Source organism: Pseudoxanthomonas sp. SE1 (genome assembly GCF_029542205.1).
Lineage (GTDB): Bacteria > Pseudomonadota > Gammaproteobacteria > Xanthomonadales > Xanthomonadaceae > Pseudoxanthomonas_A.
In genome coordinates, this window is sequence record NZ_CP113783.1 from 915464 (window position 1) to 942293 (window position 26830).

Here is a 26830-nt window from a genome sequence, read left to right on the forward strand (position 1 = left end):
TGATGCCACGCCACCATCATGTCGGAAGGCATGGCCCTGAAAGCACGATGCCCCCTTCCGGGGGCATCGTGTGGACCCGATGGACCGGGTCCGTTTCGCAGCCTCTGATCAGATCAGAAGTTCTGCTCGTACTTCATGTACATCATGCGGCCGTACATGTTGTACAAGGTGTTGCTGTAGAACGGGAAGCCGAACAACGCGTTGTTGATCGGTGCGTCCTTGTTGGTGACGTTACGCGCACCGACCGAGATCTTCGCCTTCCACGGCAGGCTCACACCTGCCTGGACATCGAACGTGGTCCACGACGGCAGCGTCGTTGCTGCGGTGCCGTTGGAGCTCGATCCGATGTAGTTGGTGATCACGCCGAAGTTGTAGATGCCGCCGGTCCAGTTGAGGGCCAGTTGTCCACGATCTTCGGGGAACGTTGCCGTGCCGGCGCGTTCGATGGTGCCGGCCGCGATCGGGGTGAAGTCGTACTCGAGCTGATGCGACCACGCCAGCTTGGTATTGAACGTACCCAGGCTGTCGGTCTGGAAGCGCCAGCTGGCCTCGAAGTCCAGGCCCCGTGCCGTCTGCAACGCACCGTTGTCGGTCGGCAGCAGGATCAGGTTCGGAGCGCCCGGCAATACGGTGCCGTTGGGGGCAGTGATCGGAGCGCCACGGGTGACGCCGTAGCCCGGCACACCGGCATCGCCGTTGCGGAAGGCCAGTGCGCGCGGCACGGTGCCGATCACGTTCTCCAGTTCGACGTCGTAGTAGTCCAGCGCGAACGACAGGTCGGCGGTCGGGCTCCACACCACGCCCAGGCCCCAGTTGGTGGATTCTTCAGGGGTCAGGTTCGGGTTGGACGAAACCAGCCAGGTGTACTGACCCGACGAGGTGCAGGGATTCACCGGGTAGGGCTGGTACGCGGCATTGCCGGTCGCGGTGCGGACGGCCGTCAACGCTGCGCACGCCAGTTCGTCACCACCGGCGTGCGGCGGGCTGAGCGTGTTGACCGGCGGGCTGTTCAGGTTGGTGCTGGAGCTGTCGCCGTACATGTCGACCAGGGTCGGTGCACGGAAGCCCTTGCCCCAGGTGCCACGGAACAGCAGCTCGTCCAGCGGACGGAATTCCAGCGACACGCGCGGCGAGAACTTGCTGCCCAGGTCGTTGTAGCTGTCGTAACGGCCGGCCAGGGTCACGTCCAGGGACTCGAAGATCGGGAACAGCGCTTCGAAATAGGCCGCGTAGTAGGAACGCTCACCTTCGCCGCCCGCACCCGCGGAGCCGAACACGTTGCGTGCGGCGCTCTGGGCATCGTAGGTCTGGGTGAAGCGGTCATCGCGGTACTCGAAGCCCGTCACGAAGCCCACCGCGCCGGCCGGCATCTCGAACAGGTCGAAGCTGATATGGCCGTCGCCCGTGACCGAGCGCATCTGCGATTCCACGAACACGGTGTGGCCGATACGGCCGGCGTTGGCGGCGACGCTTGCATGAGTCGGATCGAAGGGGTTGAACGAACCCGAGTCGATCAGCTGCTGCAGCGTGCTGCCGATGCCGTAGTTGTAGTTGACACTGTTCTGCGAGTTCAGGCCGTGGCCCAGGCTGACTTCCCAGTCGGCGCCGCCGAACCACTCATTGCTGCCATTCAGGCCGACCATGTACTCGCGCTGCTTGTCCTGGCGGATCGAGTCGCGCGTACCCAGCGGGGTGAAGCGGTAGTACAGGGTACCGGCTTCGCCGAAGGGGTTGAACGGGTTGGTGGCCGAGATGGTGGGCAGCAGGCCGGGACCGCGGCCGCCATTGTCGACCGGCGCCGAGGCGTAGACGCCGAGGCTGCGGGTTTCCGAGTTCAATGCGCGGAAGAAGAACTGCGTGGACTCGGTCAGGTTGTAGTTGCCGTTGACGAACAGGGCATTGCGACGCAGCGAGGACTCGTTCGCAGAGGTGGCACCGTGGTCGAAGGCGCAGCGGGTCGCGCTGATGCGGATGCTGTTTTCGAACTGGTCGCAGTTGGCAACGCTCTGCAGGCCGGCGCCGCCCAGGAAGGTGGCCGACGAGTTGTACGGGCTCAGGCCCGCGGTCCACAATGCGGCGGGAATCTTGTCGCGGATATCGCGGTTGAACATCATGTCGCGCTGCTGGTGGTCCAGCACGAAGGTGACGTTGCCGCGGTCGGACGAGATGCCGCCGGAGACGCTCAGGGTGTTGCCATCGGGGCCGGCTTCGGACGAGGTCTCGTAGCTGGCGGTGACGTTCATGCCCTCATAATCCTTGCGCAGGATGATGTTGACCACGCCGCCGATCGCGTCGGAACCGTACACGGCGCCGGCGCCTTCGCGCAGGATCTCGATGCGCTCGACCGCCGAGGTCGGGATCATGTTGATGTTGGCCGCACCGCCGGCCAGGGCGCCGGAGTTGGTCATGCGACGGCCGTCGATCAGGACCAGCGTGTAGGCCGAGCCCAGGCCGCGCAGGTTGATGGTGGCCTGCGAACCCGTGGCCGAGCCCGAAGATTCGCGCGTGGAGCCGAACGAGTTGTAGACGTTGTTGCGCAGGAAGTCGGAGACCGACAGTTCGCCCGCCGCTTCGATGTCCGCACGGGTGATCGTGGTGATCGGGGCCGCTGTTTCGATATCGGTGCGCTTGATGCGCGAACCCGTCACTTCGATGCGATTGAGGGTGGTGGTTTGATCGCTGCTGGCTTCCTGAGCGAAGGCAGCGCCCACGCCCGTGGCCGACACAGCACCGACCGCGAGCGCGAACGAAATCGCGTCACGAAGCTTCGTGGTTTTGCAGTTCATTTGTCTCTCTCTCCCGTAAGGGGTATCCCAAGGTGTCCCTCGAGGCGGTCAAAAGGGTGACCACGAAACGAGGGGGTGACCGGATACTAGTCGGCTTTTAACGGGAATTAAACCCGCGTGAAGATTGAGTAGGGGGAGACGTAAGTTTTGTTACGTTTTTGTGAGATGGCGCACACAATTCAGCCTCCACGCGTGCCCCGATGGGGTGGGAGAGGGCGGGTCAGGGTGGTCCATTCACGGGAGCACGGCCATGCCGCCTCGGCTTGAGGCGCGGCACGAAGGCTGCGACGGCTTAGAGGTCTTGCTCGTACCGGACGTAAGGCACGGTGCCTTCGTCGGCGTTGTCGTTGGTCAGCGAGAACGGATTCTTGCCGCGGGTGATGACGTTCTCGGCACCCACGGTGAGCTGTCCGCTCCACGGAGTGCGCCAGGTCAGGCCCAGGCCCAGGCCTTCGAACTTGCCGGGTTGGCCAGGCACGTCGATGACGCGGCCGATGATGTTTGCGCTGAAGGGGCCATAGCCGCCGCCGACGGTGAGGCTGCGGCTGTTCCACCGTTCGGCGAACGCGGGCACGTCGGAGGCGGGTACCAGCGTGGCCTTGGCGACTGCGCCGCCGATGGATACGAAGCCCTCGCGACCGATGTTCTTCTGTCCGAATACGGCCAGATCGTTCTGTTCGACGCGGCCCGTGGTGCGGCCGGACGACAGCCATGCCGGCAACGTGTCACGGCCCGTGCCGGCCGAGAGGCCGAGCTTGCCGCCCGGACGGCTGAGCACGGCGGACGCGCTGATACGCTGGCTGGAGGTCGCTTCGTCCTCGTCATCCAGCGTCGCCAGCATGCAGTGGCTCGCCAGATTGCCGATGTTGCCGACCACGCCGGCCTTGCGGTTGCAGACCAGCCCCAGCGCATCGCCGCTTTCCAGGCCGAATGCCGTGGTCAGCGAATTGCGGCCCATGCGCCAGCGGGCGCCGGCTTCGGCCTGGCCGGTCGGTTCCAGCAACAGGACGGCCTCGACCTTGCCATCGTTGTTCCAGATGGGCAGGGCGGTAGCCTGGGTATCGGCGGCCGGTTTGCGCGTGCTCTTCTGCGCATGCGCGTCCACCGCCACGCCGGAGGCGAGCAGCAGGGCAAGCGACAGTGACAGGCTACGCAGATTCATGGCTCGCTTCAGACTCCTAGGACGACCTGGAGTTCCCCTCCCGAAGGGGAACCGATGCTATGCCTTTTATGTTTCTTTAACAAGTCCCCGGGGCGTCCGGCTGATGACCGGACTACTGCAGGCGGTGCGGCGCCTCGGCTTCGACCGGGTGCGGGCTGAAAAGTTCCCCGATCTCCGAGGGCGTGAACCGATACTGCTGCCCACAGAACTCGCAACGGACTTCAGCCACCCCGTCGGCCAGTGCGGCCGTTGCCTCTTCCTTCCCCAACGACTGCAGCATGCTCTCAACCCGCTCGCGTGAACAAGAGCATCCGAACCGAACTGGGCGTTCGGTCAGTATTTGGGGTGCTTCCTCGTGGAAAAGGCGATGCAGCAGGTCCCGGGTGGGCACCGCCAGCAGTTCGGTTTCGCCCAGGGTGTCGAACAGGGCGCCCGCCCGGTTCCAACCGTCGACGTCGCCTTCGTCGCCCGGCAGCTTCTGCAGCATCAGGCCGCAGGCCCGCTCGCCGTCAGCGGATAGCAGCAGTCGTGTGGGTAACTGTTCGGACTGGCGGAAGTAGTCCTCGAAGGCCTCGGCCAGACGGCTGGCTTGAAGTCCGACCAGGCTCTGGTAGCGCTGGGGCTCGCGGGGATCCAGCCCGGGATTTTCGATGGTGATGGCGAGCAGGGCGTCGTCGCCCAGGTCGCGCAGATCGCGCGGGGCGTCCTGCTCCCCGGGTACCTGAATGATGCCGCGCACGGTGCCCGCCGCCGTGCACTCGGCAAACAGCGTGCGCAGCGCGCCGCTGCTGCGGAGCTGGATGGACAAACGCCCATCCACCTTGGTGTGACCGGTGAACAGCACTGCTGCGGCGCTGGCTTCACCCAGCAGTTCGCTGGCGGCCGGCGGATATGCGTCCTGTCCGGCCACGGTCTGCCACGTTTCGTCCAGTCGCACGGCCACGCCACGGACGCCGGCAGCGGGAAGCAGGAATCGGGTCAGGGTATCGGCGTTGGCGTCGGTGGTCACGGGAGATCCATGCATGGGAAGTGCGGGCGGGCGGAGCGTCTCGGCATAATGCGCCGTACGAATCCGCCAAGGGAAACGCCACGATGGGGGCAACCATGACCATCCTCAAGCTCGGGATGGCCCGATGAATGTGCCGACGGCCGCCAAGGTGCGGCGTCCACGTCGCTGGTTCCGCTGGCTGCTTGCGCTGCCGTTCCTGTTCGCGGCCGCCAGCATCCTGCAGGTCGCCGTGCTGCGGTTCGTCGATCCGCCGTTCACAGCGTTCATGGCGGCCCGGATGTTCGAAGCCTGGGGCCAGGGGGAGTGGGGCTTCCGCATTGCCTACGACTGGCGCGACATGGAGCGCATCGCCCCCAGCCTGCCGGTATCGATGGTGGCGGCGGAAGACCAGAACTTCGCAAGCCACCACGGGTTCGACCTGGCTGCCATCGAGAAGGCTCGCGCACATAACCGCAAGATGGTCGAGCGTGCCGAAAAGCGCGGCCGGCCTGTAACGCGGCTGCGTGGCGCCAGCACCATCAGCCAGCAGGTCGCCAAGAACGTGTTCCTGTGGCAAGGCCGCCATGCCGCCACGCGCTGGGCGCGGAAGGGGTTGGAGGCCTGGTACACGGTGTTGATCGAAATCCTGTGGCCGAAACATCGCATCCTGGAGGTGTACGCCAATGTCGCGGAATTCGGTGACGGGGTGTACGGCGGCCAGGCGGCGGCACGGCGTTACTGGGGCAAGGATGCGGCGCGCCTGACGCCGGCCGAAAGCGCGCGTCTGGCCGCGGTGCTGCCGGCGCCGCGCCGCTACAGCGCGCAGAAACCCGGCCCCTACGTGCAGCGCCAGGCACGACGCATACAGCGGCAGGTCGGGCAGATCGGCGGCACGGCCTATCTGGAGACGTTGCGATGAGCGCGGTGGGTATTGTCTGGCAGGTTACCGTGGTGGTGGCCGCCTACAACGAAGCGCAAGCGCTGCCACTGCTGCATCCCCGCATCGTGGCGGCGTTGGATGCGATGCCGGAGGTACAGGGGCGCGTGCTGTACGTGGACGACGGCAGCCGGGATGCCACGTGGCCGGTGTTGTGCGCGCTGGCCGCAGCGGATTCCCGGGTCTCGGTGCTGCGGCTTTCACGTAACTTCGGCAAGGAAGCGGCGCTGACGGCGGGACTGGATCGGGTGGACACCGGTGCAGCGCTGATCCTGGATGCCGATGGTCAGGATCCTCCGGAGCTGATTGGCGAATTCGTACGCCAGTGGCAGGCCGGCCACGACAACGTGCACGGCACGCGGATCGCGCGTGAAGGCGAGGGCTGGCTGAAGCGCGCCACGGCGCATGCGTTCTACCGCGTGATCGGCCGCTTGTCGAAGACGCCCATTCCTGCCGACACGGGCGACTTCCGGCTGCTGTCGCCGCGTGCGCTTGCCGCGTTGCGCGAACTGCGGGAGCGGCACCGGTTCATGAAGGGGCTGTTCGGCTGGGTCGGATTCAACCAGGTGGCAGTGCCCTACCATCGCGAGGCGCGCGTGGCCGGCAGCAGCAGCTTCGGCTTCTGGAAGCTGTGGAACTTCGCGCTGGAGGGCATCACCAGTTTCACCACGGCGCCGTTGAGGGTCGCGACCTACATCGGCGTGCTCACGGCACTGTTGGCGTTCGCGTTCGCCATCTACATCGTGACCAAGGCATTCCTGTTCGGCGATCCGGTGGCAGGCTGGCCCACCATGATGGTGGTCATCCTGTTCCTCGGTGGTACGCAGTTGGTGGCGCTGGGGCTGATCGGCGAATACCTGGGCCGTCTGTACGAGGAATCCAAGCAACGTCCGCTGTACCTGGTCGACACGTGGCAACCGGCGGCGGCAGGAGTATCCTTGCCCGTGCCAGATCGACCCGCTCCCTGTCCCGGAGATCGCCATGCGCACGGTTCGTCAGTTGCTGGGGTCCAAGACCCCTGAAGTCTTTTCGGTTTCGCCCGACGCCTCCGTCCTCGATGCCATCAAGCTGATGGCGGAGAAGGGCGTGGGTGCGGTACTCGCCATGCAGGGCGCGCGACTCTGCGGCATCGTGTCCGAGCGCGACTATGCGCGCAAGGTGGTGTTGCAGGGACGTTCGTCATCCAATACGCCGGTACGCGACATCATGACGGCAAAGGTGGTGACGGTGCGTCCTGACGACAGTGTCGACCACTGCATGCAGATCGTCACCGAGCATCGCATCCGCCATCTGCCGGTGGTGGAGGGTGAGGCGATCGTCGGCGTGATTTCCATCGGTGACCTGGTCAAGGCCGTGATCGAGGACCAGCAGGTCGAACTGGACCAGTTGCAGCGCTATATCGCCAGCTGAGGCGCGTACGCCTACTTCGCGTATTGCCCGCCGCAGCCACTGTCTTCACCGGGACCGACTTCGATCGTCGCCAGTAGCGCGGCCGGCGGCGCGATGCTGCCGAGTGCGAGCGCAGTGGCGCCGCGCAGGCCGAGTCGTTTGAAGTCGGGACGGAACGAGGGGTCCTTGAACGTGCCGCCCACCACCAGCGGAGAGCGCAGCGCCAGGATGCTGCGGTCCTTCGGCCTTGGACGCAGTTCCAGGTCCAGCGTCTCGTCCTTCAGGCTGATTTCGCCCTTGCCGACGATGAGCGTGTCGGTGGTGTCGAACGCGAGCGCACGTGCCTGCATCACGCCGCCCTTGACGGCAAAATCGCCGAAAGCGCAGCGGACGGGCACGGTGCGGTCTTTCGTCACCAGGAACTTCAACGCCTCGGCGATATCGAGGCCTGCCAGTTCCATCAGCAGGTTGCTGATCTGACCACGTCCCATACCGATGGCGACATCGCCGTCCGCGGTCCCCAGGATCCCCGCGATCGAGTTGCCGGTGCCCGCCAGCGTCATGTCGCCGCCGATGCGGCCGATGGCGGTCTGCGTGAGCTCGGCACGCGGGAACAACTCGCCCAGGTCGAGCCGGCGCGCGGAGATCGTCGCCTGGGTGCGGATGGTGTCGCTGCGCGCATCCATGCGGATCTGCGAGCGGATGTCTCCCTGCGCCACACCGAAATTCAACGGCTCCAATCGCAACAGGCCCGCGTCCAGGAACAGATGCGCATCCATGTCTTCGATGGGAAGGCGGGGCGCGTTGATGCGGTGCGCCTTCCACCGCACGTCGGCATCCATTGCGCGCAGCTTTGTGAGGTTGTAAGGCGTATCGGGTAGCAGGCGCGCACCTGCCGCAAGATCGGCCGCTTCCGCCCGCTGCCCTGCATTGCTGGTTTCACCGCCGCCGGTCTGCGGTGGCGCACCGACGAAGCCCGCAAGATCGTCGAAATCCAGCCGCTTCGAAACCAGGTTCGCCGTCAGCAAGGGCCGATCGCGGCCCACGATCACCGCGGCCGAGCCTCGAAGATCGCTATCGCCGACCACGCCGGCGAAATCGTCGTAGCGCCACGTACTGCCGTCGCGCGTGAAACGGCCATCCAGCCGATACGGCGGTGTCGGTGGCGTGGCGACGCCGATCAGGGGGAACAGGTCTTCCATATCCTGTCCGGCCAATCTCAACCGCAGATCGAAGTCGCGCAGGTGGAAGGGATCGAGCAGCGTGCCGCGCGCATGGGCATGGGTCGTGCCCGCGCTCGCGCGCAGGTTGATGCGATAGGGTTTGTCGGTATCGCGCAGGGCGAGGGGAGATGCCACCTGGCCCGCGAGCGTGAAGCGGTTGCCCGCCCAGCGACCCTTGCCCTCCACATCCACCGCGGACGCTTCGCCCGGCGTGGGTGCCCGCGCGCTGTCGAGCGCGATGTCGACCTCGGTCTTCCGTGCCGGATCCAGGAACAGCAGCCGGCCGTCGTCGATCCACAGGTCGTGATACGTCGTGCGGCGCCCGCCGTTCGCGTCGCCGAACACCCAGTTGCCTGTGCCGTCCGGTCCGGTTTCCAGCCGCAGCTGCGGCCGGGTCAGGTGGATGCGCGGGATGCGGGTCTCGCGGAGGAAGACCAGCGGGAACACATCCACGCTCAACTCTGCGCGGTCGGCCGACGCCATCGTGGGGACCTTGGACCAGGCGGCGTTGCCGAAGGTCAGGGCCTCCGCGCGGAGCGTCGTCACACGTCCCACATCGACATCGAGGTTGCCCGCGATATGGAAACTGCGCCCTGTCTGCCATTCCACGACGTGCTCGATCGGGCGGCGGAGCCAGTTCCACTCGAACAGGATCGCCACCACCACGATCACCGCCGCCAGTACGCCCAGCACCAGAGCGCTGGTCCGCGACAGCGGGCGCAACCCAGGGCGGCGGCGAGGGACGGGTGCGTCGTTCATGGCCCCATGGTTGGGAACCACGTGTTCACATGCCGCGAAGCAGCCGCTCAGCGGTTCATGCGCGGGACACCAACGTCGACGCGCGATTCACGCCAGGCGAGGCTGCAGCACCTGCTGGGTGACCGCCACGAAGTGGCAGACGCTGCCCGCGATGACGAAAAGATGCCAGATGGTGTGCGAATAGCGGATCGATTCGCGGTGATAGAAAAACGTGCCCAAGGTATAGAACAAGCCACCGGCCAGCATCCATCCCAGCGTCCACGGGTCGACGGACGTCAGCAGCGGCTTGATCGCCACGACCACCAGCCAGCCCATCGCGATGTAGATGATGGTGGAGAGCAACTTGAAGCGGCCGGTGTAGAAGAGCTTGAAGATCACGCCGGCGATGGCGAGCGTCCAGATGGCCGTGAACAACCCCCAGCCCCACGGGCCGCGCAGTCCGATCAGGGTGAACGGGGTATAGGTGCCTGCGATCAGCAGGTAGATCGCGCAGTGGTCGAAGACCTTCAGCCGTCCCTTCGCCACCGGGTGCTGGATGGCGTGGTACAGCGTGGAGGCCGTGTAGAGCAGGAGCAGCGTCACGCCGAACACGATGGAGGCGCCCAGCTGCCAGCCATCGCCATGGATGGCCGCCAGCGTGATCAGCACCGCGCCGCCCGCGAGCGCGGCGACGGCACCCAGGCCGTGCGTCAGTGCGCTCGCGATCTCGTCGCGGATATCGACCAGGTGATCCGCCCGCTTGCGGGCGCGCAGGGACTTGAGGGGGGAGGAATCGGACATGACGCAACGTTACCGCAATGCAGCACGCGGTGCATGGCGCGACCGCGGGTGGTCAGCGCAGGGAAAGGCTTCCCGAGGCGGGGCGGACAATGCGGGCGACATCGATGAACCCGCACGTCCGTCGACGTCGATCATCCCAGGTCCACGCTGTGCGCGTGCTCGCGCGTGGCCAGGAATGCCACGTCCGGCGCGCGTTCCTGTGCCAGTTGCAGGTTCACCCGCGTCGGCGCCAGGTAGACCAACTGGCCCGCGGCATCCAGCGCCAGGTTCATGGCGTTCTTGTCGCGGAATTCTTCGAGCTTCTTCGCGTTGTCGCAGCGGATCCAGCGCGCCGTGGCGACGCTGACGTTCTCGAACGACGCGTCCACGCCGTACTCGTCCTTCAGGCGGTAGGCCACCACGTCGAACTGCAGCACGCCCACCGCGCCGAGGATCAGGTCGTTGCTCATCAGCGGGCGGAAGAACTGGGTGGCGCCTTCCTCGCTTAGCTGCGCCAGGCCCTTCTGCAGTTGCTTGAGCTTGAGCGGGTCGCGCAGTCGGGCGCGGCGGAACAGTTCCGGCGCGAAGTTGGGGATGCCGGTGAACGACAGCGCTTCGCCTTCGGTGAACGTATCGCCGATGGAGATGGTGCCGTGGTTGTGGATGCCGATCACGTCGCCGGGATACGCCTCGGCGGCGATCTCGCGGTCGCTGGCCATGAAGGTCAGCGCATTCGCCAGCTTCATTTCCTTGCCGCTGCGCACGTGGAAGGTCTTCATGCCCGCCTCGAAGCGCCCCGAACACACGCGCATGAACGCCACGCGGTCGCGGTGCTGCGGGTCCATGTTGGCCTGGATCTTGAACACGAAGCCGGTCAGCCGGTTCTCGTCCGGCTGCACCTTGCGGCCGGTGGTCTCGCGGGGCTGCGGCGACGGTGCGTGCTCGACGAAGAAATCCAGCAGCGGCTGCACGCCGAAGTTGTTGACGCCCGAGCCGAAGAACACCGGCGTCTGCTTGCCGTCCAGGTACGCCTGCTTGTCGAACGGATGGCTGGCGCCCTGCACCAGTTCCAGTTCATCGCGCAGCGAGGCCAGCATCTCGCTGCCGATGCGCGCTTCAAGCTGGGGATCGTCCAGCGAGGCGAAGATGGTGGAATCCTGGCGGGTGAAGTTGCGGCCCGGTTCGTACAGGTGCACTTCGCCGGTCAGCAGGTGCACCACGCCCTTCAGCCGCTGGCCCATGCCGATCGGCCAGGTCACGGGCGCACACTGGATGCCGAGCACGCTTTCCACTTCGTCCAGCAGGTCGATCGGGTCCTTGCCCTCGCGGTCCAGCTTGTTGATGAAGGTTATGATGGGCGTGTCGCGCAGGCGGCATACCTCCATCAGCTTGATCGTGCGCTCTTCCACGCCCTTGGCCACGTCGATGACCATCAGCGCGCTGTCCACCGCGGTGAGCACGCGGTAGGTGTCCTCGCCGAAGTCCGCGTGGCCCGGCGTGTCCAGCAGGTTGACGATCTTGCCGTCGTACGGGAACTGCATCACCGACGAGGTGACGGAGATGCCGCGCTCCTTCTCCAGCGCCATCCAGTCCGAGGTCGCGTGGCGCGCGGCCTTGCGGCCCTTCACCGAGCCGGCCATCTGGATCGCGCCGCCGAACAGCAGCAGCTTTTCGGTCAGCGTGGTCTTGCCGGCGTCGGGGTGGGAAATGATGGCGAAGGTACGGCGGCGCGCCGCTTCGGAGGCCACTGCGCTTTTCGGATCGGACATGGGGCGGGCGCCCGGACGGGCACGGAGAAAGCGGGGAGGGGCGCGATTATAGCGGGGCGCGGGGGAGGGATCGCCGGCGCCGGCTCAACGGCTGGCCGGGAACTGCAACCGCCCCAGGGGACCGAACATCCGGAACGGCACCGATTCCAGCCGCATGCCGCGGTTGGCCTGCACCACGAAATGCAGGTGCGGTGCGGTGGAGAACCCCGTATTGCCCGACAGCCCGATGTATTGGCCCTTGCGCACGTACTGGCCCACGCGCACCTGCGCGCCTTCCGCCTTGAGGTGTGCGTACAGCGCCATGCTGCCGTCCGGGTGCAGGATGCGGATGAAATTGGCGCGCCCGCCGTACTTCTCGCGGTTCAGCCCGGCCTTCTCGAAGTCGGATTCCACCTGCATCACCAACCCTTCGCGGGCCGCCACGATCCGCGTGCCCTCGGGAACCGCGAAATCCACCGCGTGCAGGTTCTGTACGTCGCTGTGGCTGAACCGGCCGCCCGGCCCCTGGTCCACGCGCACGCGTCCGTAGTCGAACGGCACACGGTACTCGTAGTCCTGCGGACGACTGGTCGGGTCGCCGGGCATGCCGTCGAGGGTCAGTTCGAAATCGCCGCCCCGCAGCGGATCCGTCACGGCGATATCGGCCACCAGCACGCTGCTGCGCGCGGGCACCACGGCGCGGGCCGGCAGCGCGGGCGTGCTGCGCACGTCGCGTTGGCGACGGAAGCCGAGCTGCACTTCCACCGGCCCATGCATCAGGTTGTCGGCCCAGGCCTGGTAGCGCAGTCCCTGCCTCTCCAGCCGCAGGCGTACCAGCGCACTGGGTGGATTGCGGAACCGCATGACGTCCACGCTGCTGTCGGCCAGTTGGTCGGGCGGTGGGGGCTGGTCGCCGTACTGAGTGTAGCCCTGCTTGTCCTTCCAGCGGTACAGGCGCGCGGCATCCAACTCGCCGACGCTGCCGAGCAGCACGGCGATGCCGCAGGCCGCCGCCAGCACGCGTACGTTCACCGCGGGCAGTCGCCCTGCAGGTCGAGTGCGCGGGCGATGTCGCGCAGGTCGAAGGCGGCCAGCGCGACATCGTTGTGCAACGCGAACAGCGCGCCAGCAGGGAAGCGAGAGGTCGGCATCGCGTAGACCGTCTCGCCGTCGGTGTTGGCCGTCACCTGTCCGGAAAACACGCCGCGGGGCGCCAGCGTGGCGCGGTCGAACACGCGGAAGCGGGTCGGCGTCAGCTGGTCCACAGCCACCCAGTAACCGGCGTCCGCGCTGCATGCCCAGAGCGCGATGCCTTCGGCATCGGCGTCGAAGGTGCTCAGACTGCGGCCGTTGTAGTGACCGGCCAGCGTGTAGTCGCGCAGCGTGGAGCCGACGCGCCGGTCTTCCTCGGCGATCAGCAGGCGCCCGTGTGCCGGGTCGCCGGCGATCGATTCGACCATGCGCAGCGCGCCCGCCGCGCCCGTATCGCCGAACTGGCCCAGCAGCCGTGTCTCCAGCTTGCCCCCTTCCTCGACGCGCACCTGGAATCGCTTCACGCGACCTACCAGTTCCTCCATCGGAGGCAGTTTCATGGTGCGGAAATCGGCCATGAAACTGTCGGTGACGAACAACTCCAGCTCGCCCGGTGCGGTTTCGTGCACCCACAGCCCGTACGGCGCACGCAGCACATCGGCACCGAAGGCGCCCAACGGCGCGAATTTCGGCAGCCGGAACGCCTGCACGCGGTGGTTGTCGCGTTCGGCCACGAACAACAGGTCGCCGAACACCGCGATGCCGTTGGGACGATTGAACTGGCCCACCGCGTCGCCGGACGCGCCAACCGTACGCAGGCGCTGGCCGGTGTCCGCGTCGTAGACGGCAAGGTGATGGGTGGCCTTGGCTGTGGCGATCAGCCAGACCTGGCCGTCCTCGGTCGGCCACGCCACGAGCGAGTCCAACTCGTCGCCGGCCACCGGCTCGGATACCCAGGCCTCGGGAATGATGGCGTCCGCGGCGGTCTTGGGCGGCGGTGCGGGTGGGGTGGAGGTGTGCAGGGGGGCGGTGGAGCAGGCGGCCAGCAGCACCGCACAGAGACCGCCCAGGAGGCAATTCCGGGTCATGTTGTGAATTATGCGTTATCGCTGTGGCGGCCGGCAGGGAGACGAACGTCAAATTTCATCGCTTCATCCGAATAAAGCGATTGACATCGGCGGAAACCGGCGGCAGAGTGGCCTCACCATCGAGACCGGCAGAGGGACAGGCCCGAAGAAGCCGGGGCAGCCAGCGACGCGCAAGCGCCGTGTAGGTGCCAAATCCTGCGGGGACCTCTGCGTCTGCCGGAAGATGGTTCGTACCGTGTCCTCAGCACGGCGAACGCGAGCTCCGCGAAGCTCGGTGGTGCAGTCCCGTCCCGCAAGGGATCACGCCCACCGGATGCCGCCATGAGCTTCGTCAGTCCTTCCCTCCAACGCCTTGCCGAGCCTTCGTCGATCGAAGGCCTCCCGCTGTCGTCGCCGCAGGACGACGTGCCTCGCGCCGTACGCGGCGAAGTGGTGGTGGAACTGGCCATGCGCCACGCCGGTACGCGTGCGGTGACGCTGCGTTACGAACTGCAGGGACCGGTGGGCGCACCGGTGGTGTTCGTCGCTGGCGGCATCTCCGCGCACCGCCATCTGACCGCCAGCAACGTATTCCCCGAGAGTGGCTGGTTGAATGACCTGGTCGGCGCCGGCCGCGCGCTGGATCCCGCGCAGTACCAGCTGCTGGCGTTCGACTTCATCGGTGCCGACGGCCGCCTCGATGCGCCGATCGATTCGGCCGACCAGGCCGATGCCATCGCCAAGCTGCTGGGCGCACTGGGCATTGCGCGTCTGGAGGCCTTCGTCGGCTATTCCTACGGTGCGCTGGTCGGCCTGCAGTTCGCCGCCCGCCATCCCGAGCGGTTGAAGAAGCTGGTCGCCGTCAGCGGTGCCCACCGCGCCCATCCGTATGCGGCCGCCTGGCGTGCCCTGCAGCGGCGGGCCGTCACGCTGGGCCAACTGCAATGCGCCGACGCGCAGGGCCTGTCGCTGGCCCGCCAGTTCGCCATGCTGAGTTACCGCACGCCGGAAGAATTCGGCGAGCGCTTCGACAGCGCACCCGAGATCGTCAACGGCCGCGTGCGCGTGGCCGCCGAAGACTACCTGGATGCCGCCGGTGCGCAGTACGTCGCACGTACGCCGGTCACCGCCTACGTGCGCCTGTCCGAATCCATCGACCTGCACCGTGTCCACCCCGCCGACGTCCGCGTGCCCACCCTGGTAGTCGCGGTGGAAGGCGACCGCCTGGTGCCGCTGTCCGATTCCGTGGCGCTGGTCGAAGGCCTGGGCACGCTGGGCCAGCTGCGCGTGCTGCGCTCGCCGTACGGCCATGACGCCTTCCTGAAAGAAACCGACCGCATCGATTCCATCCTCACCTCGGCCCTGCGCGCCGCCGGAGACCTCGCATGAGCAGCTACATCCCCACCGATGCCGACACCGCGTGTCGTCCCGCCACTGCCGCCGTGCGCGCCGGCATCGACCGCGACACTGCCTACGGCGCGGTGACGCCGCCCATCGTGCTGTCGTCCAACTTCAGCTTCGCCGGCTTCGCGCAGAAGCGCGAGTACGACTACACCCGCAGCGGCAATCCGACCCGCGACCTGTTGGCCGAAGCGCTGGCTGAGCTGGAAGGCGGTGCGGGCGCCGTCATCACCGCTACCGGCATGGGCGCCATCACGCTGGTGCTGAATGCATTGCTGGAGCCGGGCGATCGCCTGGTGGTGCCGCATGACGCGTACGGCGGCAGCTGGCGCCTGTTCAACGCACTGGCGAAGAAAGGCCACTTCGAGCTGATCACCGCCGACCTGACCGATCCGCGCTCGCTGGCCGACGCGCTGGCGCAGTCGCCGAAGCTGGTGCTGATCGAAACGCCGTCCAATCCGCTGCTGCGCATCACCGACCTGCGCTTCGTCATCGACGCTGCGCACAAGGCCGGCGCGCGCACCGTGGTGGACAATACCTTCCTGTCGCCAGCACTGCAGACGCCGATCGCGTTCGGCGCCGACGTCGTGCTGCATTCCACCACCAAGTACATCAACGGCCACAGCGACGTGGTCGGGGGCGCCGTGGTGGCGCGCGATGCCGAGACCCACCAGCAACTGGTGTGGTGGGCGAATGCGCTGGGCCTGACCGGCTCGCCGTTCGACAGCTTCCTGACCCTGCGCGGCCTGCGCACGCTGGATGCCCGCCTGCGCGTGCACCAGGAGAATGCCGATGCCATCGCGACGCTGCTGGACGGGCATCCGGTGGTGTCCAGGGTCTATTTCCCCGGCTTGGTGTCGCATCCCGGCCACGCGGTGGCCGCGCGCCAGCAGAAAGGCTTCGGCGCGATGCTGAGCGTCGAACTCGACGGTGGCGAAGAGGCCGTGCGCGCGTTCGTCGAAGGCCTGCGCTACTTCACCCTGGCCGAATCGCTGGGCGGCGTGGAAAGCCTGGTCGCGCATCCGGCCACGATGACGCACGCGGCGATGACGCCGGAAGCGCGTGCCAAGGCCGGCATCTCCGACGGCCTGTTGCGCCTGTCGGTGGGCATCGAGGCCACGGACGACCTGCTGGCCGATATCGGTGCCGCGCTGGCGCGCGCGGAAGCCGTGGTGGCCGACTCCAAACGCAGGCTCGCCGACGCATGAGTAGCGTCATCCGGCTGGCGACCGTGTCGCGTTCCGCATCGAAACTGGCGCTGCTGGGGACGGGTGTGGTGGGCAGCGCGTTCGTCGCGCGCTACCAGCGGTTGCAGGAGCGTGCATTGCCGGTGCCGACATTGGCATGGCTGGCCAATTCACGTGCCCTGCAGGCCTGCGACGCGTCCGTGCGCCAGGCGCTGGACGACGCCAACCAGGCCGCCGCGCGTACGGACGGTCTGCCCCCTTGGGCAGAAGGTGAAGCGCTGCGTGCCGGCGATATCGTGGTGGATGCCACCGCCAGCGAGAGCGTGGCGGACTGGCATGCGGAATGGTTGTCGCGTGGCGTGCACGTGGTGACCGCCAACAAGCTGGGAAGTGGCAGCTCGCTCCCGCGCGCGCAAGCCATCGCGCGGGCGCGTGCGGATTCCGGTGCGCACTACGGCGATGCCGCCACCGTCGGCGCGGGACTGCCGCTGCTGCGCAGCCTGCGCGCGCTGGTGGCCGGTGGCGACCGCATCCATCGCGTCGAAGGCGTGCTGTCAGGTTCACTGGCGTGGCTGTTCAACCAGTACGACGGCATGCGTGCGTTTTCAGGCTTCGTTCGCCAGGCAAGGCAGGCCGGTTTCACCGAGCCCGATCCGCGCCTGGACCTGTCCGGCGAGGACGTGCGCCGCAAGCTGATGATCCTGGCGCGTGCGGCGGGGTTCCCGTTGCATGCGGAAGACGTGCGGGTTGATTCGCTGGTGCCGACGGAGCTTGCGGCGTTGCCGCTGGCCGACCTGGACGCCGCACTGGTGCAGCTTGATGCGCCGCTGGCGGCGCGTTTCAAGGACGCCTACCGGAATGGTGCGCGCCTGCGCTTCATCGGTCGCTTCGATGCCGAGCGTGCCAGCGTCGGCCTGCAGGCATTGCCGGTCGATCATCCGCTGTGCGGCGGTGGCGGCACCGACAACCGGGTGGCGATCTACAGCGACCGCTACGCCGAACAGCCGCTGGTGGTGCAGGGTCCGGGCGCCGGGGCGGACGTCACCGCGGCGGCGCTGCTGGATGACGTGCTGGCGATCTCGCAGGCGGCGTAGTCCATTCCGGACGCGTCATGGCCTCAAGGCGTCAAGGCGTCCAGCAACGCCGTGTTGAAGCGGGCCGGGGCTTCCACCTGCGGCGAATGCCCCAGGTCCTCGAACTCGACCAGCGTCGCGCCGGGAATCGCAGCCGCTGCCCGCTTGCCCAGCGCAGGATAGTCGCCCAGCCGTTTCGCCAGTTCGGGCGATGCCAGATCCTTGCCGATGGCGGTGCGGTCCTTCTGGCCGATGAAGAGGGTCGTCGGTACGGTGATCCGCGGAAATTCGTGGACGACCGGCTGGTTGAACACCATGTCTGAGGTCAGCGCCTGGCTCCATGCCACCGCGTCCCGGCCGTCGCCTGCGTACATGCCACCCAGCATGCGTACCCAGTGTTCGTACTCCGGCTTCCACTCGCCGCCGTAGTACACCGTGCGCTGGTAATCGCGGATGGTGTCGAACGAGGTCTTCAGTTCGCGCGCGTACCACGCATCGATGCTCCGCCAGGGTACGCCGCTGGCCTTCCAGTCCTCCAGCCCGATCGGATTGACCAGCAGCAGGTGCTGCGTGGCCTGCGGATACTGCAGCGCATAGCGCGTGGCGAGCATGCCGCCCATCGAATGGCCCACGATCACCGCGCGGTCGATGCCGAGATGTTCCAGCAACGCATGCGTATTGGCAGCCAGTTGGTCGAACGAGTACTGGTAGCGTTGCGGCTTGTCCGACTTGCAGAAGCCGATCTGGTCCGGCGCGACGACGCGATAGCCCGCCTGCGTCAATGCGGTGATCGCCGACTCCCATGTGGCGGCGCAGAAGTTCTTGCCGTGCAGCAGCACGACGGTACGGCCGTTCGGCGCTGCAGTCGCGACATCGAGATAGGCCATCTCAAGCGACTGTGCCTGCGACACGAGTGAGAAGGTCCGCACCGGATGCGGGTAGTCGAACCCCTCAAGCCGTGCGCCGTGGCGGGGCAGTGGTCCGGCATGCGCGGACGAGAGCGAGGCGAGGGCCATCGCCAGCGTGGCCAGCTTCCAGCGAGCAGTTTTCATGCAGGGATTCCGCAACGTGGCGTGACAGCGTATCGCGGATGCCCTCCAGGCGACGTCAATCGTCGTGCGAAGGCGCAGGAGGCGTCGTGATCGGATGATGCGGACCGCGCAACGCCAGGTTGCCACACCGGACCAGTTCGCCGGGATCGCGGCGCAGCAGGTCGGGGTCGATCGGTGGCAGCGGCAAGGTCGTGGCTTCGTAGAGTGCCCAGCCGTTGCGGCCGTTCGCCTTGACCTCGTACAGCGCGCGATCCGCCAGCGAGACCAGTTGTTCCCAGCCCAGAAGGTCGGGCACGGCGGCGAAGGGGGGATAGCCGATCAGGCCCAACGAGGCCGTCACCTGCAGTCGCGTGTCGCCCACGTCCATCGGTTGTGCGGCGATGGCGGTACAGATGCGACGCCCCAGCGCATGCAGCTCGTGGCGAGGCATCGGCCTGAATACCATCAGGAATTCTTCCCCGCCCCAGCGGATCACGTAATCACCGTCGCGCGACAGCGTGCGCAGCCGATGCGCGACCGTCTGCAGCACGTGGTCGCCGGCCTGGTGGCCATGGCCGTCGTTGATCGACTTGAAGTGATCGATGTCGAGCAGTGCGAAAGCCAGCACGTCGACGCCGGCGGCGAATCCGGGCATGCGCTGGTAGTAGGCGATGTCGGCGGGCAGTTGCCGGGTCAGGTAGCGGCGGTTGTGCAGCCCGGTCAGCGGATCGGTGAGGCTGATGGCTTCCAGTTGCCGGTTGGCCTGCTGCAGGTCGCGGGTGCGCTGCTGCACCAGCCGCTCAAGCGCGACGCGCTTGTTGTGGTGGCGTCGCAACACCCAGCGGTTGGACAACACCACCAGGATCGCCAGGCCGATGACGGCCAGCAGGTAGAACCACACGCTTTCGTAGAAGTACGGGGCGATGGAGAACGACTGCGCGGCCGCGGCACGACCGGAGACGCCGCTGTTGTTGGTCCCGATGACTTCGAACACGTACCGGCCTGCGGGCAGGTTGGTGTAGGTGGCGCTGCGCTGGTGCGGATCTTCCAGCAGCCGCCAGTCCTCGTCATAGCCTCTCAGGCGATAACGGATGTCGATGTGGTCCGAGGCCTGGAAGCTGAGGGTGGTGAACTCGAAGCGCAGGTCGCGCGCCGCGCTGGGCAGCGTCCAGTCGGCGGCGGGATCCGCCGGGCGCCACTTGCCCTGGACCTGCACGCGTTCGATCACCGATTCCGGGACGTAGGCGTTGGCCAGGTCCTGGTCCGTCGCCATCACCACCACGCCGTCGCGCGTGGGCAGCCACAGTGCGTTGTCGACCAGGAACCCGCGGCTGTTGCCGGCGCCGTTGCAGCAGTCGCCCTTCTGGCCGCCGTGGCGGTCCCCGCGCTCGTTGAGCAGTGTCCTGGCGTTGATGCGCACGCCGGGATCTTCGGTGGCGGCCAGCAGGTCCGCGACGGCGACCCGATAGATCCCGCGCAGGCCGCCGACCCAGAGGAATCCGCTGGCATCTTCGCCAAAGAAAAACGGGGCATTCGCCGGGATGCCACGCTGCTTGTCCAGGCGCGTCCAGCGCTGGCCGTCGAACAGCAGCAGCATTTCCTCCGACAGCGTGCCCGCCAGCCATTGGCCGCCGGCGAGTTCGTGCAGCGCGACGACGTGCGGCGCATCCAGGCCGGTGCCGCCGAACGGAATCGCGACGAGATGTTCGTCGACGAATTCGTACAGGCCGCTCTGGGTGCCGACCAGCAGGCGGCCATCCCGGGTTTCCAGCAATACGCGGACGCGGATGTCGCGCAGGCCGGCCTGTTCGGCGTAGCGACGCAGGCGGTCTCCGCCATCCCAGCGGTACAGCCCGGTGCTGGTGGCGAACCACAACCGTCCGCTCCGGTCCCGCACGATGCCGTTCACCTGTGCGGTATCCATCGCCGCCAGTACGTGCGGGCGCTGCACGCGTCCGTCGCGATGGAGCGCGGCGCCGTTGCGCGTGCCGATCCACGTCTGGCCGTTCTCGGGCAACAGGCTGTAGGCGGCGGGATGCGGCAGTGCGCGTCCCGGTATCAGCGTGCGGAAGCGCCCCTTCTCCAGCACGCTCACGCCATCGTCGCTGCCGACCCATGTCCGGCCATCAGGCGCGCGCGCGGCCGACCAGAGCAGCGGTTGGGCGAGGCCTTCAGCGCGGCTGTAGCGGCGTGTCCAGCCATTCCAGGCGCGGCTGACACCTTCGTTGTTGCTGCCCAGCCACAGGTTCGATTCGCGGTCTTCGTAGAGCGCGCGGATCTCCGCCAGCGGACCTTCGGCGCGGATCCGTTCCAGCAGTCGGCTCTGGCGAAAGCGGTAGAGCGTGTCGCGCGTGCTCGCCCACAGGATGCCGTCGCGGTCCTCGTGCAGCGCCTGCACACCACCGCTCACAGGCGCGACGTCGCCGTGCCGCTGCCAGTGGCGGCCATCGAACACGAACAGGCCGGCACCGCATCCGGCCCAGAGCCGCCCATCGTGGCGCGCCAGCGAGGTGATCGCGTCCGCGGAGACGTGGCCGGGCAACGTCAGCGTGCGTTCGCCTGCGTCGTCGAAGACATGCACCCGCCCGCGGCCACCGACCCAGAGCGTCCCGTCAGCATCGACATGAAGGGCCAGTGCACCGCCGTCCTCGATCCGGTGGAGGGTCTGCAGGTGGCGACCAACGACCACCATCACGCCCCGGTTGGAGGCCACCAGCAGCCTTCCGCGGGCGTCGCGCGCCAGCGCGTTCACGTCCACCACGCCAGGCACTTCGCCGCCGGCGAGGGCCAGTGTCGTGACCTGGTTGCCTTCGCGCATCGCCAGGCCTTGCGGCGTGCCGATCCACAGGCGTCCTGCGTCGTCGGTATGCAGCGCCTCTATCCACGTGCTGGGCAGGCCCGGCGTGTTGTCCAGGTCGAAGTTGGTGAAACGCACTCCATCGAAGCGGCTGAGCCCGGCCTGGGTGCCGAACCAGAGGTAGCCCGGCCGGTCCTGGGCGATGGCCAGGACGCTCAGCTGGGGCAGGCCCTGTTCCAGGGCCCAGTGATTGCGCACGTAGTGATGGAACGACTTGGAGGGGTCGAGCGCCTGCGCCGACGGGCAAAACGCCGCCATCCCGCCCAGCAGGGGCAGGCACCAGGCGGCCAACCGGCACCGCCAGGAAGGACGGGCGCGGCGGGCCATGTCCGTGGGACTGGACAGGGCAGCTCTCCGGTAAGTCTGTTTACCAAGAACGGTATCGGCGCGGTTCTGCGGGCCTAAAGGGTCGAGGGCCTGGACTGACGTGTCGCCGTAACGTGGTCGTGAGGGCGCGGATGACGCAGCTTCGTGGCCAACCTGGCGGAGGCCGCGTAGCCCGGGTACGGCCAAGGGCCGCAACCGGGAAATGCGCCGGCGTGTCGGATCCCGGGTGCGCTGCGCTTGCCCAGGCTGCGCTGGCTGAATCCCGTTCGTGGTGAGCCCGTCGAACCACGCTCTTTGCGGGCTGTCGTCAGGTCAAGCCAGCCCCGCTCTGCCGTGAAAAGCGTGGTTCGACAAGCTCACCACGAACGGGATGTCGGGGCGACTACTTGAAGGACTGTCGCAGCCGCATAGCCCGGCTAAGGCCGAAGGCTGCACCCGGGAAGTACGCTGGCGTGTCGGACCCCGGGCGCGCTTCGCTTACCCGGGCTACGCTGCTTCGCGTACCTAGGCTGGCAGGTATATCGACGCCGCAGCAGGTGGGCACACCTCGCTCACTCCGCGCACCCTGACGGGGGATCGGATAGCCGCGGTCGTGAGAGGCGGTGCCGATTCATCACACGGGTCTGGTGGCCATCGAAGTCCCGACCAGAATCAAGCCTGCCGAAAAAGAGGGTCAGGCTTGGGCGAACCTGTCAGGCGGCACCTGTGTCGGCGCCCAATTCGCGGGAGACATGTTCGGTCAGTTCGGTCGTGTTCCTTACGAATTCGGCCTGCAAGTCAATGCCGCACTTGTGCGCCAGAACAATGATTGACCATAAGCAGTCCGACAACTCATGGCCAAGCTTGGCTCTGCAGTCATCGATATGCCTGATGCCGGCATTTGCCTGGATCAGCTTGGCCAGATCCCCTACATCTCCGACAAACCCGAGTGCGAGTTCCTCCGTGGTCCAGACGCGGCCATAACGTTCGATCTCAAGCTGCTCATACAGCTCGTTCAGACGCAATGCCAGCTTTTCAAGGTCGTGAAGACTCATGTCATGCCGCCTAACACTCGATCACATTCACCGCCAACCCGCCGCGGCTGGTTTCCTTGTACTTGTCCTGCATGTCGCGGCCGGTGTCGCGCATGGTCTTGATGACCTTGTCCAGCGATACCTTGTGCTTGCCGTCGCCACGCATGGCCATGCGGCTGGCGTTGATGGCCTTCACCGCGCCCATCGCGTTGCGCTCGATGCACGGGATCTGCACCAGACCGCCGATCGGGTCGCAGGTCAGGCCCAGATTGTGTTCCATGCCGATCTCGGCCGCATTCTCGATCTGGCTCGGCGTGCCGCCCAGCGCCGCGACCAGCCCGCCAGCCGCCATCGAACACGCCACGCCCACCTCGCCCTGGCAGCCCACTTCGGCGCCGCTGATGCTGGCGTTCTCCTTGTAGAGGATGCCGATGGCCGCGGCTGTGAGCAGGAAGTCGAACACCCGCTGCTCGCTGTTGCCGGGACAGAAGCGGTCGTAGTAGTGCAGCACCGCCGGGATGATGCCGGCCGCGCCGTTGGTGGGCGCGGTGACCACGCGGCCACCGGCGGCGTTCTCCTCGTTCACCGCCAGCGCGTACAGGTTGACCCAGTCCAGCACCGTCAGCGGATCGCGCATGGCGGCTTCGGGCTTGCTGGACAGCTCCCGGTGCAGCGCAGGTGCGCGGCGTGAGACGTGCAGGCCACCGGGCAGGGTGCCTTCCTCGCGGATACCGCGCGCCATGCACGACTGCATCGCGTTCCAGATCGCGCGCAGGTTGTCGCGGATCTCGTCCTCGCTGCGCCAGGCCTTCTCGTTCTCGAACATCAGTGCGGCGATGCTCAATCCGCTGCGCTGGCACTGCGCGAGCAGTTCGTCGCCGCTCCTGAACGGGTAGGGCAGCGGCGTCTCGTCGGCGACGATGCGGTCCACCGCGGCGTCGTCCTGGTTGACCACGAAACCGCCACCGACCGAGTAGTAGTCGCGCGTGGCGATCACCTCATCCTGCGCGTCGTACGCGGTGAAGCGCATGCCGTTGGTGTGGTAGGGCAGCTTCTGCCGCTTGTTCATCAGCAGGTCGCGTTTCTCGTCGAAGGCGACCGCGTGGGTGCCGCCCAGCAGCAGGCGCTTGTCCTTGCGGATGCGCTCCAGGGCCGGCGGGATGATGTCCGGGTCGATCTCGTTCGGGTAGTGGCCTTCCAGCCCCATCAGCACGGCCTTGTCGGTGCCGTGGCCGCGGCCGGTCAGGGCCAGTGAGCCGAACACTTCCGCACGTATCCGCGCCACGTCGTGCAGTCGGCCGGGTTCCTCCAGCCAGCGGGCGACAAAACGCGCAGCGGCCCGCATGGGGCCGACCGTGTGGGAAGAACTGGGACCGATGCCGATCTTGAAGAGGTCGAACGTGCTGACTGCCATGCCGCGTATTCTATGCCGTCGGCGCGGACAACCTTTCCCGCGTCGCAACAGATTGCCGGAACGAGGACGCCGATGCCCCTGATCCTTTACCAGCGTGACGATTGCCACCTTTGCGACCTGGCGCTGGACGTGCTGGCCGCTTCACGGGCGCCGGCGTTCGAAAGCGTGTTCATCGATCATGACGATGTGCTGGAAGCGCGTTACGGCGCACGGGTGCCGGTGCTGCGCGATGACGCGACCGGGGCGGAGCTGGATTGGCCGTTCAGTGCGGACCGCGTGAAGGCATGGCTGCCGTGAACATGCGCGCCTGGTCGCATTGGCTTGCCTTGCTGGGCATCGCGTCCGGCAGCGCCGCGGCGACGGACGTGGACCTGGCAAAGACGGGCCCGGGCCGTGCCGGGGCTTTTGCGTGGCAAGGCCGGACGCTCTCGCAAGTGCTGCCGGTGGATGCCATCGATCGCATCGTGCTGCTGAAGGCAGTGACCAGCGCGCCCGCCGACCTGGACCTGCGCAATCTGCGCCGCATGCTGCGCGATGCCGCCGGTGCTTCCTTGCAGGCCGCCAACGATGACCAGCAGGTGTTTCTGCAACTGGGCGGCAACGACACCATCTGGGAAGCCGTCCTGCTGACGCGGGCAGGCGAGGTGTTCGGCCTCGTCATCCGTCCCGGCACTGCGGCCGCGGAGGGCGCACATCGCGCCTGCCTCACGGACGAAGCGGGCAGGCGCGGGTGTTTCGGAATTCCTCCGGTGCCGGCCAGCTGACGATGCCGGGCCTCAGGGCTTGGGTTTGAACACCACTTTCGTGCTGATGGCCACGTCGTTCGGGATGGTCGAGGTATCGGCCCACTCGCCGCCGCCGATGCCGAAGTCCAGGCGCTTCACGCTGGCCCTGCCGGTCAGCACGGGCTGCGCGCCGGGCGTCCAGGTGAAGGTCAGCGTGACGGGCTTGCTCACGCCACGCAGCGACAGCGTGCCGTCGGCGGCGTACTGGTTGCCGCCCAGCGAACGGAACCTGGTCGCCGTGTAGCGCGCCTGCGCGAACGTGCCCACATTGAAGAAGTCGGATGACACCAGCGTGTCGTCGCGATCCTTGTTGCCGGTCTGCGTGCCTGCAAGCTGGATGGCGACATCGAGCTTGCTGGCCGCGAGCTGCGCAGGATCGAAACTCATCGTGGTGGTGAAGCCGCCGAACTTGCCGGTGAAGGTTTCGCCCTGGTAGTTGCTGGCGAAGACCAGCGTGGAGCCGGGCGCCTGTACATAGTCGGCGGCCATGGCCGGCGCGGTGGCCAGCAACAGGGAAGCGAGCGCCAGGCGCGCGCGGTCAGACGGTTTCATCGGGAGAATCCTGCGGTGTGGGGGAAGGGGAAGCGGAAGCGACGGCCTTGCGGCGCCCCGGCAGCATGCGCGTCAGCGTGGCATCGCCCTGGAACAGATGGTGGTAGAGCGCGGCCGCGGCGTGGGCGAGCACCAGTACAACGAGCACCCAGAACAGCAACTCGTGTGCGCCTTCGGCAGCCTCGTGCACGCCATCATCGCGGCCGGTGATGGCCGGCAGGTTGAACAGCTTGAACCACTGCAGCGGATAGCCGGCGGACGAGTTCAGCACCCAGCCCGACAGGGGAATCGCGAACAGCAACGCATACAGCAGGACGTGGGTGATGGAGGCGATGCGCTGCTGCCATGTGGGCGTGCCCGGTACCGGTGCGGGCGCTCCTGCGTAGAGCCGCCACAGCACGCGCAGTGCGACCAGGGCGAGGATGGTCAGTCCGATGGACTTGTGCAGCGCGTAGATGTCGATCTTGCGCGGCCCGTTGGGCAGGTCGCCCATGGTCAGGCCGAGGTAGGCCATCGCCAGGATCAGCACCACGATGAGCCAGTGGAACAGTTGGCTGATCGCGCCCCAGCGTTCGTCGGTGTTCTTGAGGGTCATGGCGTCGGCTCCGGCGGTGGCGGTGGCGGTGGCGGGGGAGGCAGGGTGTCGCGGTCGTCGGCCTTGCCGTCATGCGTGGCTTCGGCTTCGATGCGAAGGTCCACCTGGTCGCCGATCACCGACTTCCAGGCCGTGATGCCGAAATCGGCGCGGCTGATCGTCGTGGTGGCGGAAAACCCCACCGTGCGGCGGAACGGTGGCATCGGATGGCGCTTGGCGGCGTTCAGCACGACATCGAGGACGACGTCGCGCGTGACGCCACGCAAGGTCAGCTCCCCGTGCGCCCGCGCATGTGTCGCGTCGATGGGTTCCACGCGCGTGGATACGAAGTGCGCTTCGGGGTGGCCTTCGGCATCCAGCAGCGATTTCGCCAGCGTGGCCTTGTTCCAGTCCGCGTCGCCCAGGTCCACGCGCGCCAGCGGCACGCGTACGTCGACACGCGCGCGGGTCCAGTCATCGGGATCGAAAGCGAGCGTGCCGGTGCTGCCCGAGACGGTCCCGATGGCGTTGGAGAAACCCGCGTGGCTGATGGCGAACATCACCCGCGTGTGCACCGGGTCCAACCGGTACTCGGCCAGCGCGTCTCGCGCGGACGCGGTCACCGGCAACAAGGCTGCCAGGCAGAGGACGCGCAACAACAGGCAGCGGGAGGACAATCCGGGCATGGGAACGGATTCTAGGGGCCGGCCCATGAAGATAACCCGCTTGCGCGTGCAACGGTCCGTTGCGACGATGCCCGAGGGGC

Annotated in this window: 23 protein-coding genes and 1 riboswitch; of the genes, 8 read left to right on the plus strand and 15 right to left on the minus strand. The window is 67.1% G+C overall.

What is annotated here, in order from left to right; genetic code table 11:
• Positions 1-113 precede the first annotated feature (113 nt).
• From OY559_RS04125 to OY559_RS04135, 3 genes are all read right to left on the minus strand, one after another.
• A complete protein-coding gene (locus OY559_RS04125; protein WP_277728841.1) occupies positions 114-2786 on the minus strand; it encodes a TonB-dependent receptor plug domain-containing protein in 2673 nt (890 codons plus the stop codon).
• Between the two features lie 292 nt (positions 2787-3078).
• Positions 3079-3942 carry an XOO1806 family protein gene (locus OY559_RS04130; RefSeq protein ID WP_277729912.1) on the minus strand — a complete coding sequence of 288 codons (864 nt, stop codon included), beginning with the start codon at positions 3940-3942 and terminating at the stop codon, positions 3079-3081.
• A 118-nt stretch (positions 3943-4060) separates the two neighbouring features.
• The gene (locus tag OY559_RS04135; protein WP_277728842.1) at positions 4061-4972 is read right to left on the minus strand and encodes an Hsp33 family molecular chaperone HslO; all 912 of its coding nucleotides are present in this window, start codon (positions 4970-4972) and stop codon (positions 4061-4063) included.
• A gap of 109 nt (positions 4973-5081) precedes the next feature.
• On the opposite strand from OY559_RS04135, the gene mtgA reads away from it, so the two are divergent.
• The 3 genes from mtgA to OY559_RS04150 are packed head-to-tail and all read left to right on the plus strand — an operon-like array spanning position 5082 to position 7283.
• On the plus strand, positions 5082-5855 hold the full coding sequence (gene mtgA / locus OY559_RS04140) for a monofunctional biosynthetic peptidoglycan transglycosylase (RefSeq protein ID WP_277728843.1): 774 nt from the start codon (positions 5082-5084) through the stop codon (positions 5853-5855).
• Positions 5852-6895, plus strand: coding sequence for a glycosyltransferase family 2 protein (locus tag OY559_RS04145; protein WP_277728844.1), 1044 nt, complete (start codon positions 5852-5854; stop codon positions 6893-6895). The genes mtgA and OY559_RS04145 overlap by 4 nt, the downstream gene beginning before the upstream one ends.
• Positions 6855-7283 carry a CBS domain-containing protein gene (locus OY559_RS04150; protein WP_277728845.1) on the plus strand — a complete coding sequence of 143 codons (429 nt, stop codon included), beginning with the start codon at positions 6855-6857 and terminating at the stop codon, positions 7281-7283. Before OY559_RS04145 ends, OY559_RS04150 begins: the two co-directional genes overlap by 41 nt.
• Positions 7284-7294: 11 nt before the next feature.
• Here OY559_RS04150 and OY559_RS04155 read toward each other — a convergent pair whose 3' ends face one another.
• The 5 genes from OY559_RS04155 to OY559_RS04175 form a co-directional block, all read right to left on the minus strand.
• Entirely contained in the window at positions 7295-9244 is a 1950-nt protein-coding gene (locus tag OY559_RS04155) for an AsmA family protein (protein WP_277728846.1), read from the minus strand.
• A gap of 87 nt (positions 9245-9331) precedes the next feature.
• A complete protein-coding gene (locus OY559_RS04160) occupies positions 9332-10024 on the minus strand; it encodes a PAQR family membrane homeostasis protein TrhA (protein ID WP_277728847.1) in 693 nt (230 codons plus the stop codon).
• Between the two features lie 131 nt (positions 10025-10155).
• Positions 10156-11772 (minus strand): peptide chain release factor 3, encoded by a 1617-nt coding sequence (locus OY559_RS04165; protein ID WP_277728848.1) that lies wholly within the window; start codon positions 11770-11772, stop codon positions 10156-10158.
• An 84-nt stretch (positions 11773-11856) separates the two neighbouring features.
• On the minus strand, positions 11857-12783 hold the full coding sequence (locus tag OY559_RS04170) for a M23 family metallopeptidase (protein ID WP_277728849.1): 927 nt from the start codon (positions 12781-12783) through the stop codon (positions 11857-11859).
• Positions 12780-13871: an NHL repeat-containing protein gene (locus OY559_RS04175; protein WP_277728850.1), complete on the minus strand. Its 1092-nt coding sequence runs from the start codon at positions 13869-13871 to the stop codon at positions 12780-12782. The genes OY559_RS04170 and OY559_RS04175 overlap by 4 nt, the downstream gene beginning before the upstream one ends.
• Before the next feature lie 113 nt (positions 13872-13984).
• Positions 13985-14101, plus strand: a riboswitch (SAM riboswitch).
• A 91-nt stretch (positions 14102-14192) separates the two neighbouring features.
• Here OY559_RS04175 and OY559_RS04180 point away from each other — a divergent pair.
• From OY559_RS04180 to OY559_RS04190, 3 genes are read left to right on the plus strand one after another with little or no spacing between them, the layout of a single operon-like run.
• Positions 14193-15239: a homoserine O-succinyltransferase MetX gene (locus tag OY559_RS04180; RefSeq protein WP_277728851.1), complete on the plus strand. Its 1047-nt coding sequence runs from the start codon at positions 14193-14195 to the stop codon at positions 15237-15239.
• Positions 15236-16459: an O-succinylhomoserine (thiol)-lyase gene (locus OY559_RS04185; RefSeq protein WP_277728852.1), complete on the plus strand. Its 1224-nt coding sequence runs from the start codon at positions 15236-15238 to the stop codon at positions 16457-16459. Before OY559_RS04180 ends, OY559_RS04185 begins: the two co-directional genes overlap by 4 nt.
• Complete coding sequence (locus OY559_RS04190; RefSeq protein WP_277728853.1) at positions 16456-17532, plus strand: homoserine dehydrogenase family protein; 1077 nt, start codon at positions 16456-16458, stop codon at positions 17530-17532. The genes OY559_RS04185 and OY559_RS04190 overlap by 4 nt, the downstream gene beginning before the upstream one ends.
• Before the next feature lie 23 nt (positions 17533-17555).
• Here OY559_RS04190 and OY559_RS04195 read toward each other — a convergent pair whose 3' ends face one another.
• The 4 genes from OY559_RS04195 to OY559_RS04210 all read right to left on the minus strand — a co-directional run bounded on the left by OY559_RS04195 (position 17556) and on the right by OY559_RS04210 (position 24153).
• On the minus strand, positions 17556-18563 hold the full coding sequence (locus OY559_RS04195) for an alpha/beta fold hydrolase (protein ID WP_277728854.1): 1008 nt from the start codon (positions 18561-18563) through the stop codon (positions 17556-17558).
• 55 nt (positions 18564-18618) lie between these two features.
• On the minus strand, positions 18619-21726 hold the full coding sequence (locus OY559_RS04200; protein ID WP_277728855.1) for a ligand-binding sensor domain-containing diguanylate cyclase: 3108 nt from the start codon (positions 21724-21726) through the stop codon (positions 18619-18621).
• Between the two features lie 692 nt (positions 21727-22418).
• Positions 22419-22760: a nucleoside triphosphate pyrophosphohydrolase family protein gene (locus tag OY559_RS04205; protein WP_277728856.1), complete on the minus strand. Its 342-nt coding sequence runs from the start codon at positions 22758-22760 to the stop codon at positions 22419-22421.
• A 10-nt stretch (positions 22761-22770) separates the two neighbouring features.
• Positions 22771-24153: an L-serine ammonia-lyase gene (locus OY559_RS04210; protein ID WP_277728857.1), complete on the minus strand. Its 1383-nt coding sequence runs from the start codon at positions 24151-24153 to the stop codon at positions 22771-22773.
• Between the two features lie 72 nt (positions 24154-24225).
• Between OY559_RS04210 and OY559_RS04215 the strand changes: the two genes are divergently transcribed.
• Positions 24226-24450: a glutaredoxin family protein gene (locus OY559_RS04215; protein WP_192200334.1), complete on the plus strand. Its 225-nt coding sequence runs from the start codon at positions 24226-24228 to the stop codon at positions 24448-24450.
• A complete protein-coding gene (locus OY559_RS04220; RefSeq protein WP_277728858.1) occupies positions 24438-24917 on the plus strand; it encodes a hypothetical protein in 480 nt (159 codons plus the stop codon). The genes OY559_RS04215 and OY559_RS04220 overlap by 13 nt, the downstream gene beginning before the upstream one ends.
• A 12-nt stretch (positions 24918-24929) precedes the next feature.
• On the opposite strand, the gene OY559_RS04225 is transcribed toward OY559_RS04220, so the two are convergent.
• The 3 genes from OY559_RS04225 to OY559_RS04235 are packed head-to-tail and all read right to left on the minus strand — an operon-like array spanning position 24930 to position 26750.
• The gene (locus OY559_RS04225) at positions 24930-25490 is read right to left on the minus strand and encodes a YceI family protein (RefSeq protein WP_277728859.1); all 561 of its coding nucleotides are present in this window, start codon (positions 25488-25490) and stop codon (positions 24930-24932) included.
• Complete coding sequence (locus tag OY559_RS04230) at positions 25477-26085, minus strand: cytochrome b (RefSeq protein ID WP_277728860.1); 609 nt, start codon at positions 26083-26085, stop codon at positions 25477-25479. The genes OY559_RS04225 and OY559_RS04230 overlap by 14 nt, the downstream gene beginning before the upstream one ends.
• A complete protein-coding gene (locus tag OY559_RS04235) occupies positions 26082-26750 on the minus strand; it encodes a YceI family protein (protein WP_277728861.1) in 669 nt (222 codons plus the stop codon). The genes OY559_RS04230 and OY559_RS04235 overlap by 4 nt, the downstream gene beginning before the upstream one ends.
• Between the last annotated feature and the right edge of the window lie 80 nt (positions 26751-26830).